Raw genomic sequence first — 6,900 nt, 5'->3', positions numbered from 1 at the left:
GCCTGTTGCTGTCGATCGCGACCGGGCCGCTCCTGTTCCATCATGTCTGGGAGCATCATTACGGCAAGATCGCCGCCGCGTGGGCGGCACTTGCCGTGGTTCCGCTGGCGATCGCTTTCGGCATGCCGGCGGCAAGCGAGGCGGTGCTGCACACGCTGCTCACAGAATATCTGTCCTTCATCATCCTTTTGTTCGCGCTGTTCACCATTTCCGGCGGCATCCTGGTCGCCGGCAACATCCACGGCACGCCGCTGGTCAATTCCGGCCTGCTGCTGATCGGCGCAATCCTTGCCTCGGTCATCGGCACGACGGGCGCCTCGATGATCCTGATCCGGCCGGTGCTGCGCGCCAACGACAACCGCCCGTTCAACGCGCATGTGGTGATCTTCTTCATCTTCCTGGTTTCGAACATCGGCGGCTCGCTGACCCCGCTCGGCGACCCGCCGCTCTTCGTCGGCTTCCTGCGCGGGGTCGACTTCTTCTGGACGACCGCGAATCTCTGGCGCGAGACGCTGTTCACCGGCGGACTGGTGCTCATCATCTTCCTGGCGCTCGACATCGTGCTGCATCGCCGCGAGGGCGGCTTGCCGAAGATCAAGGACCCGACACCGGACACGAAGGTGCGCCTGCGGGGTCTCGCCAACCTGCCGCTGCTGGCCGGCGTGATCGGTGCGATCCTGCTTTCCGCCAGCTGGAAGCCGGGCATCAGCATCCCGATCCTCGGCATCGGCCTGGAACTGCAGAACCTGGTCCGCGACGCGATCATCCTGGCGCTGGCCTTTCTGTCGCTCAAAGTCTCGTACAAAAACCACAGGGAAGCGAACGGCTTCAGTTGGGGGCCCATCGCCGAGGTGGCGAAACTGTTTGCCGGCATCTTCATCTGCATCGTGCCGGTTATCGCCATCCTGAGAGCCGGGCCCGACGGCGCGCTGGCGCCGCTGGTTTCGCTGGTCACCTCGGCGGACGGCCAGCCCGACGATCTCGCCTATTTCTGGCTGACCGGAGCGCTGTCGTCCTTCCTCGACAACGCGCCGACCTATCTGGTGTTCTTCGAGCTTGCCGGCGGCGACGCCAGGCACCTGATGACGGAGGCGGCCTCCACGCTCGCCGCGATCTCGGCCGGCGCCGTGTTCATGGGCGCCAACACTTATATCGGCAATGCGCCGAACTTCATGGTCTTTGCTATCGCCAGACATCGCGGCTTCAAGGTGCCGGGCTTCTTCGGCTACATGGCGTGGTCCGGCCTGGTGCTGATCCCGACGTTTTTGATCGCGGGGTTTTTGTTTTTTAGGTGAAACGGTGCAGAGCTTTACCTCCCCTGTGGGGAGGTCGGGCCAGGTCCGGGTGGGGGTCGGCGCCAGCTCCCGCTGCTTCGCAGTGACCTTCAGCCCACGCCTACATAGCGCCGAACCGCGGAGGGGTCGGCGCGCAGTTCCTCGACATCGACCGTCTCGCGGTTGCGGCCGTTCTCGATGAATGAGATGCGGTCGGCGACCGACAGCACGGCGTCGACGCGCTGCTCGACCAGGATCGTCGAGACGCCCAGATCGCGCAGCTTCGCCACCGTCTCGCGGATCTTGGCGATCATCGACGGCATCAGCCCTTCGGTGGGCTCGTCGAGAAGAAGCACCTGCGGCTCGAGGCAGAGCGCACGCGCCATGGCGAGCATTTGCTGCTCGCCTCCGGAAAGCGTGCCGGAGCGTTGCTTCAAGCGCTCTCGCAACAGCGGGAAAAGGTCGAGGACGCGTTCCCGCGTCGCCTTGCCCTTGCCGCGGGCCATCAGGCCGATCTCGACGTTTTCCGCCACCGTCATGTCGGCGAATAATCGCCGGCCCTGCGGCACATAAGCGACGCCCGTCTTCGGCACGTCATGCGCGGCAAGCCCGGTCAGCTCCTTGCCGGCCAGTCTGATCGAACCGGCAGCGGCCGGAACCAGCCCCATGATCGCCTTCAGCGTCGTCGTCTTGCCGGCGCCGTTGCGGCCGAACAGGCAAAGCACTTCGCCCTTGTTGAGGGCAAGGTCGAGCCCGTAGAGCACCTGCACCTCGCCGTAAAAACAGTCGAGGCCCGAAATGGCGAGCAGCCCGCTTTCGGTGCCGAGGAGATCAGCCATGGGTCGCTCCGAGATAGGCATCCTGCACCTCGGCATTGGCGCGGATCTGCTCGGGCGTGCCCTCAGCGAGAATCTTTCCCGAATTGAAGACGGTGATGCGATCGGCAAGCTGCATGACCACCGGCATGTTGTGCTCGATGAGCAGCACGGTGGCATGCTTGGCGATCTCGCGCACCAGCAGGACGAAATTGTCGATCTCGCTGTCGGCCAGCCCTTGCGTCGGCTCGTCAAGGATCAACAGGCGCGGCCTCAGCGCCAGGCCCATCGCCACCTCCAGCAGACGCTGGTGGCCGTAGGAAAGCTGGCCGGCCGGGGTGCCGGCGCGGTCGGCGAGGCCGGTGCGTTCCAGCGCCGCCATGACGCCGCTCCTCACCTGCCCCTTCGAGCGGCCGTCGGTCAGCGTGCGCTGCACCGGCAGCGCGACATTGTCGTAGGCCGTGAGGTTGGCGAAGACGCTGGTGATCTGGAACGTGTAGGCAACGCCGAGGCGAACCCTTTTGTAAGCCGGCATGGTCGTGATGTCGGCGCCGTCGAAGACGATCATGCCGGAGGACGGCTGGATGCGGCCGCTGAGCAGGCTGACGAAAGTTGTCTTGCCGGCACCATTGGGGCCGATGATAGCGCGGATTTCGCCCGGCATCAGCGCGAAATCGACGCCGTCGACGGCGCGCAGGCCGCCGAAACGGCGCGAAAGACCCTTGGTGGTGAGCAGCGGCATCACGGCAGCCATCCGAGCCAGCGCTGGCGGGCGCTGCCCAGAACCCCCTTCGGAAAGAAGAGCACCAGCAGGATCAGCGCTACGCCGACGATCAAAAGATAGGCGGAGGTGAAGCCGCTGGTGATGTCGGTGACATAATACATGAACAGCGTGCCGATGAGCGGCCCGAGAATGGTCGCGGCGCCGCCGAGCAGCACCCAGAGCAGTGGCAGGATCGAATACTGCACCGACGCGAAGCTCGATCCAATATAGCCGAACAGCAGCGCATAAGCCGCACCGGACGCGGCGCAGATGGCGCCCGAGGCAATGACGGCGACGAGCTTGTTGGCGACGGTGTCGTAGCCCAGCATCTTCGTGCGCTCCTCATTCTCGCGAATGGCGACCAGAACGCGGCCGAAGCGGGAGCGAACGATAACAAGCGTGATGAGCAGCACGACCGAGAACAGCGCCAGAGCGCTCATGTAGCGCACAGTCGGATTGGTCAGGTCGAGCGATGCGCCGCCGATCGCGATTATTCTCGACGGCTGCTGGATGACAAGGCCCTGGTCGCCGCCGGTCCAGGCGGCGAAATATAGGATGAGCAGATAGAAGACCTGCGCGAACATCATGGTGACGATCATGAACGCCACACCCGATGTGCGCAGCGCGAGCAGGCCGATGACCAAGGCAAGCAGGGCGCCGCAGGCAACCCCGGCGACGAAGGCTTCCGGCACGCCCCACCCCAATTGATAGACAGCCAGCCCGGCACCATAGAGGCCGGCCGAGAAGAACATGGCGTGACCGAGGCTGAGCAGGCCGACATAGCCGAAGAGCAGATTGTAGCCCATGGCGAAGACCGCAAGCGCCATGATGCGCGCGAACAGGCCCTGATGATAATCGGGCAGGACGAAATTCAGCGCGAACATGAGCGCTATGACGCCGATATGCAGCGCGTAGATTTTCGCCGGCGAAGCATCCTTCATCGCGCCGCCGTCCCGAACAGGCCTTGCGGCCGGAACACCAGCACCATGGCGACCACCAGCGTGGCGATGATCTTGGCCAAGGTCGGCGAGAAGAACACCGAGACAATGCCGTCGGAGAGGCCGATCAGGATGGCGGCGACCACCGTGCCGCGCAGCGAGCCGAGCCCGCCGATGATGACGACGATGAAGGACAGCAGCAGCGGGTCCTGCCCCATCAGGTAATGCGCCTGGCTGATCGGCACGATCAGCACCGCCGCGATTGCCGCCAGCATGGCGCCGATGGCGAACACGCCGGCATAGACACGCTCGACCGGGATGCCGAAGGCCTGCGCCGTCTCGCGGTCATACTGGGTGGCGCGCATGATCAGGCCGATTTTCGTCCGTGTGAGCACCAGCCAGGTGATCACCAGCAGAACCGCGGAGGCGGCAATGACCGAGAGCTTGTAGCCTGAATAGCCGAACCACGGCAGCAGGATGCGGTAGTTGAAGGGCGGCTCGACCGGGCGCGCTTCCGGGCCGTAGAAGGTCAGCGCCAGCTGCTGGATGATATAGAGCATGCCGATGGTGGCGACGATGGTGCCTTCTGGATTGTAGTTCAGCCGGCGCAGCACCAGCCATTCGGCAAGAAACGCGACCAGCCCGACCAGCAGGGGCGCGATCACCAGCGCGGCGACGAAGCCGACCGCGGGATGGCCGGAAATCGCCGTCGAGATCGCCCAGGCAAGCGCGGCGCCCAGCATGAAGAACTCGCCATGCGCGACATTGACGATGCGCATGACGCCGAACACCAGCGACAGGCCAAGCGCCGTCAGCGCCAGCACGGCGGACGTGACGAGGCCTTCCAGGGCGGCGAGCAGGAGGTGGGGTCCGAAGTGCATGGGCTAGATACCGGCGGATGCGCGAGGCACCCCCCACTGCCCTGCCGGGCTGTCCGGCAGGACAGAGGGGGGTGGCTTGGCGCTCACGCTCGGTGAAACGTCGAAGCTCACAGCGCTTGCGTCGTGTAATCCCCTTCCGGCTCGTAGAGGCCGTCCTCGATCTTGGTCTTGTGGACGACCTTCAGCTTGCCGCCTTCGACCTTGGAGATGTTCTGGATGCCGAAGCATTGGTGGATCTTGCCGTTAAAGGTTTTCGGACCCTGCGGATGCTCCGGCCCTTCGGCGAATTCCTTCAGCGCTTCGGTTGCCTCGACCAGCTTGGCGCGGTCTTCCGGCCCCTTGTAGCCGGCATCCTCCATCGCCTTCTTGACGACATAGAGCGTCTCCCAGCAGCCGAACATGTGGGCGGCGGTGGAGACGTCCTTGGGGTCGCCGACGGCGGCGCCATTGTCGTCGATGCCGACGGCGGCGCGATAGGCCTTCTGCGCGGCGGAGTCATCGGGCTGCGCGTAGCGCGGCGAGCCTTCCCAGAAATGGCTGCCGTCGAGGAATTCGAGGCCGGGGCTGTTGATGTCGACGGCTTCGAGGGAGTCGATGAAGCCGAAGAGCTGCGGCCGTTGCGAGCCGTAGAACTCGCCGAGTTCCTTGACGAAGGTGAGCACGGCCGGACCGACCATGACGTGGTAGATCACCTCGGTCTCGGCCGGGATCTGCGGGAAGTATTTGGTGAAGGACGACTCCGTCGGCGGGATGGCGATCTGCGCGATCACGTCGGCGCCTTGCGCCTTCAACGCCGGCGGCAGATAGTCGCGATGGTCGTAGCCGAAGGCGAAGTCGGGGAAGATCTGCGTCACCTTCTTGCCGGCATTCGCCGCGATCCACGGCGCCATCGACTGGATCTGGCTCTTCACGTCGGTGATGCCGGGCTGGAAGACGTAGCGGTTGAGCTTCGTCGAGGCGACGTGGTGGCCTTCGCTGACCACGAAATAGGGGATCTTGTTTTCGCCGGCGGCGGGCGCCGAGCCGATCACCACATGCGAGAACAGCGTGCCGAAGACGATGTCGGTCTTGTGCTGCGTGGCGAACTTGCCGACCACCTCGGCGCCGCGGGCAGGATCGGTGCCATCATCTTCGATCACCAGCTCGACCTTGCGGCCGCTGATACCGCCGGCATCGTTGATCGCCTTGACGGCGGCAGCGCTCGTCTTCTCGTACCAGCGGCCGTAGGCGGCGCCGATGCCGGTGCGGTGCGACTGGAAGCCGATCTTGATCGGCGCCGAACTCTGCGCCTGGCTGTAGCGAACGAAGCCGGGCGCGAGCGCCAGGCCGGCGCCGGCGGCGATGCCTTTCAGCGCGGTGCGGCGGGAAAGCGTGCTTTTGGAAAGGTCGAAAAATCCGTTCTTGTCAGCCATGTCCGTTCCCCTGTTTTCAGTTTTTTGACCAGCGATAAGGCGGCTCGATCCTCCGCGCTCGGAGGACGCGAAAATTGCATGTGTACAAACTAAATCACCAAAGCCGTGACGTGGCAAGCGAGCTTCCACTCCAGCGCCGCGCGTCCTCTAGGGGACACGCAAGGACGCTGGCGCACTTTCATGTTGCGCATGATCCCTTTCCGAAAATCGAACCCGGTTTTCGGGGTCATGCGCGCGTCATCACGGGCCCTTGTCTCATCCCGCCGTCGGCGTGGCAAGCAGCCATAGGCCGAATATGGTGTAGGCGATCATCAGAAGCGTCAGCGGCAGCTGGCTGAGCGCCGAGCGCGACGGCTGCGGGTGGAGTCGCCAGGCCAGGCCATGTGCGATCAGGACCGCCAGCACATGGCCGGCGATGATGACGCCGGCCTGCAGATTCCACAGCCACCAGGCCGACTCGGCGCCGGCGACAACGCCCGCCTCGACCATCCTGTCGGCGGTGCCGAACAGGTTCCAGCCGAGCGCGAACGGGTCGGACAAAGCGACCAGCGCGTATTGGCCGTCGACGAGCAGCGCCGTGAGGTAGTGGGCGATGTGGTAGGCGAGCGCGATCGGCACGATCGACCAAACCAGGAGGCCGGCGGCTTTCTCGAACGGTTGCCCGTCGCCGGCAAGGCGCTGGCCGAGTGAAACGGCAAGGGCGAACACGGCCGCCAACAAGATGAATGTCAGCACCAAGCCAAAGCTGCCGATGCCGATCAACGCGGTGCGGCCGGGAAATTCCAGCGGATTGACGCCCAACAGGCCGAGCCAGAAG

General features: G+C 64.7%; 6 protein-coding genes and 1 pseudogene. 1 reads left to right on the top strand and 6 read right to left on the bottom strand.

Annotated elements, in window-relative coordinates; genetic code table 11:
- The first annotated feature begins 2 nt into the window (after positions 1-2).
- On the top strand, positions 3-1,295 hold the full coding sequence (locus EOA32_RS30965; protein WP_245499439.1) for a sodium:proton antiporter: 1,293 nt from the start codon (positions 3-5) through the stop codon (positions 1,293-1,295).
- An 89-nt stretch (positions 1,296-1,384) separates the two neighbouring features.
- Here EOA32_RS30965 and EOA32_RS30960 read toward each other — a convergent pair whose 3' ends face one another.
- The 6 genes and pseudogenes from EOA32_RS30960 to EOA32_RS30935 all read right to left on the bottom strand — a co-directional run.
- Entirely contained in the window at positions 1,385-2,113 is a 729-nt protein-coding gene (locus tag EOA32_RS30960; RefSeq protein ID WP_095776930.1) for an ABC transporter ATP-binding protein, read from the bottom strand.
- Positions 2,106-2,834, bottom strand: a complete 729-nt coding sequence (locus EOA32_RS30955; protein WP_067324686.1) for an ABC transporter ATP-binding protein — start codon at positions 2,832-2,834, stop codon at positions 2,106-2,108. Before EOA32_RS30955 ends, EOA32_RS30960 begins: the two co-directional genes overlap by 8 nt.
- Positions 2,831-3,793: a branched-chain amino acid ABC transporter permease gene (locus tag EOA32_RS30950; protein WP_128373740.1), complete on the bottom strand. Its 963-nt coding sequence runs from the start codon at positions 3,791-3,793 to the stop codon at positions 2,831-2,833. The genes EOA32_RS30955 and EOA32_RS30950 overlap by 4 nt, the downstream gene beginning before the upstream one ends.
- On the bottom strand, positions 3,790-4,671 hold the full coding sequence (locus EOA32_RS30945; protein WP_128373739.1) for a branched-chain amino acid ABC transporter permease: 882 nt from the start codon (positions 4,669-4,671) through the stop codon (positions 3,790-3,792). Before EOA32_RS30945 ends, EOA32_RS30950 begins: the two co-directional genes overlap by 4 nt.
- A gap of 107 nt (positions 4,672-4,778) precedes the next feature.
- A complete protein-coding gene (locus tag EOA32_RS30940) occupies positions 4,779-6,083 on the bottom strand; it encodes an ABC transporter substrate-binding protein (RefSeq protein ID WP_095799108.1) in 1,305 nt (434 codons plus the stop codon).
- A 255-nt stretch (positions 6,084-6,338) separates the two neighbouring features.
- Positions 6,339-6,900, bottom strand: a pseudogene (locus EOA32_RS30935) (hypothetical protein); the annotation flags it as partial.

Origin of the sequence: Mesorhizobium sp. M1A.F.Ca.ET.072.01.1.1 (assembly GCF_004023325.1) — a bacterium.
Classification (GTDB): domain Bacteria; phylum Pseudomonadota; class Alphaproteobacteria; order Rhizobiales; family Rhizobiaceae; genus Mesorhizobium.
Note: the sequence above shows the minus strand (reverse complement) of the source record. Positions and strands in the feature narration are given on the sequence as shown.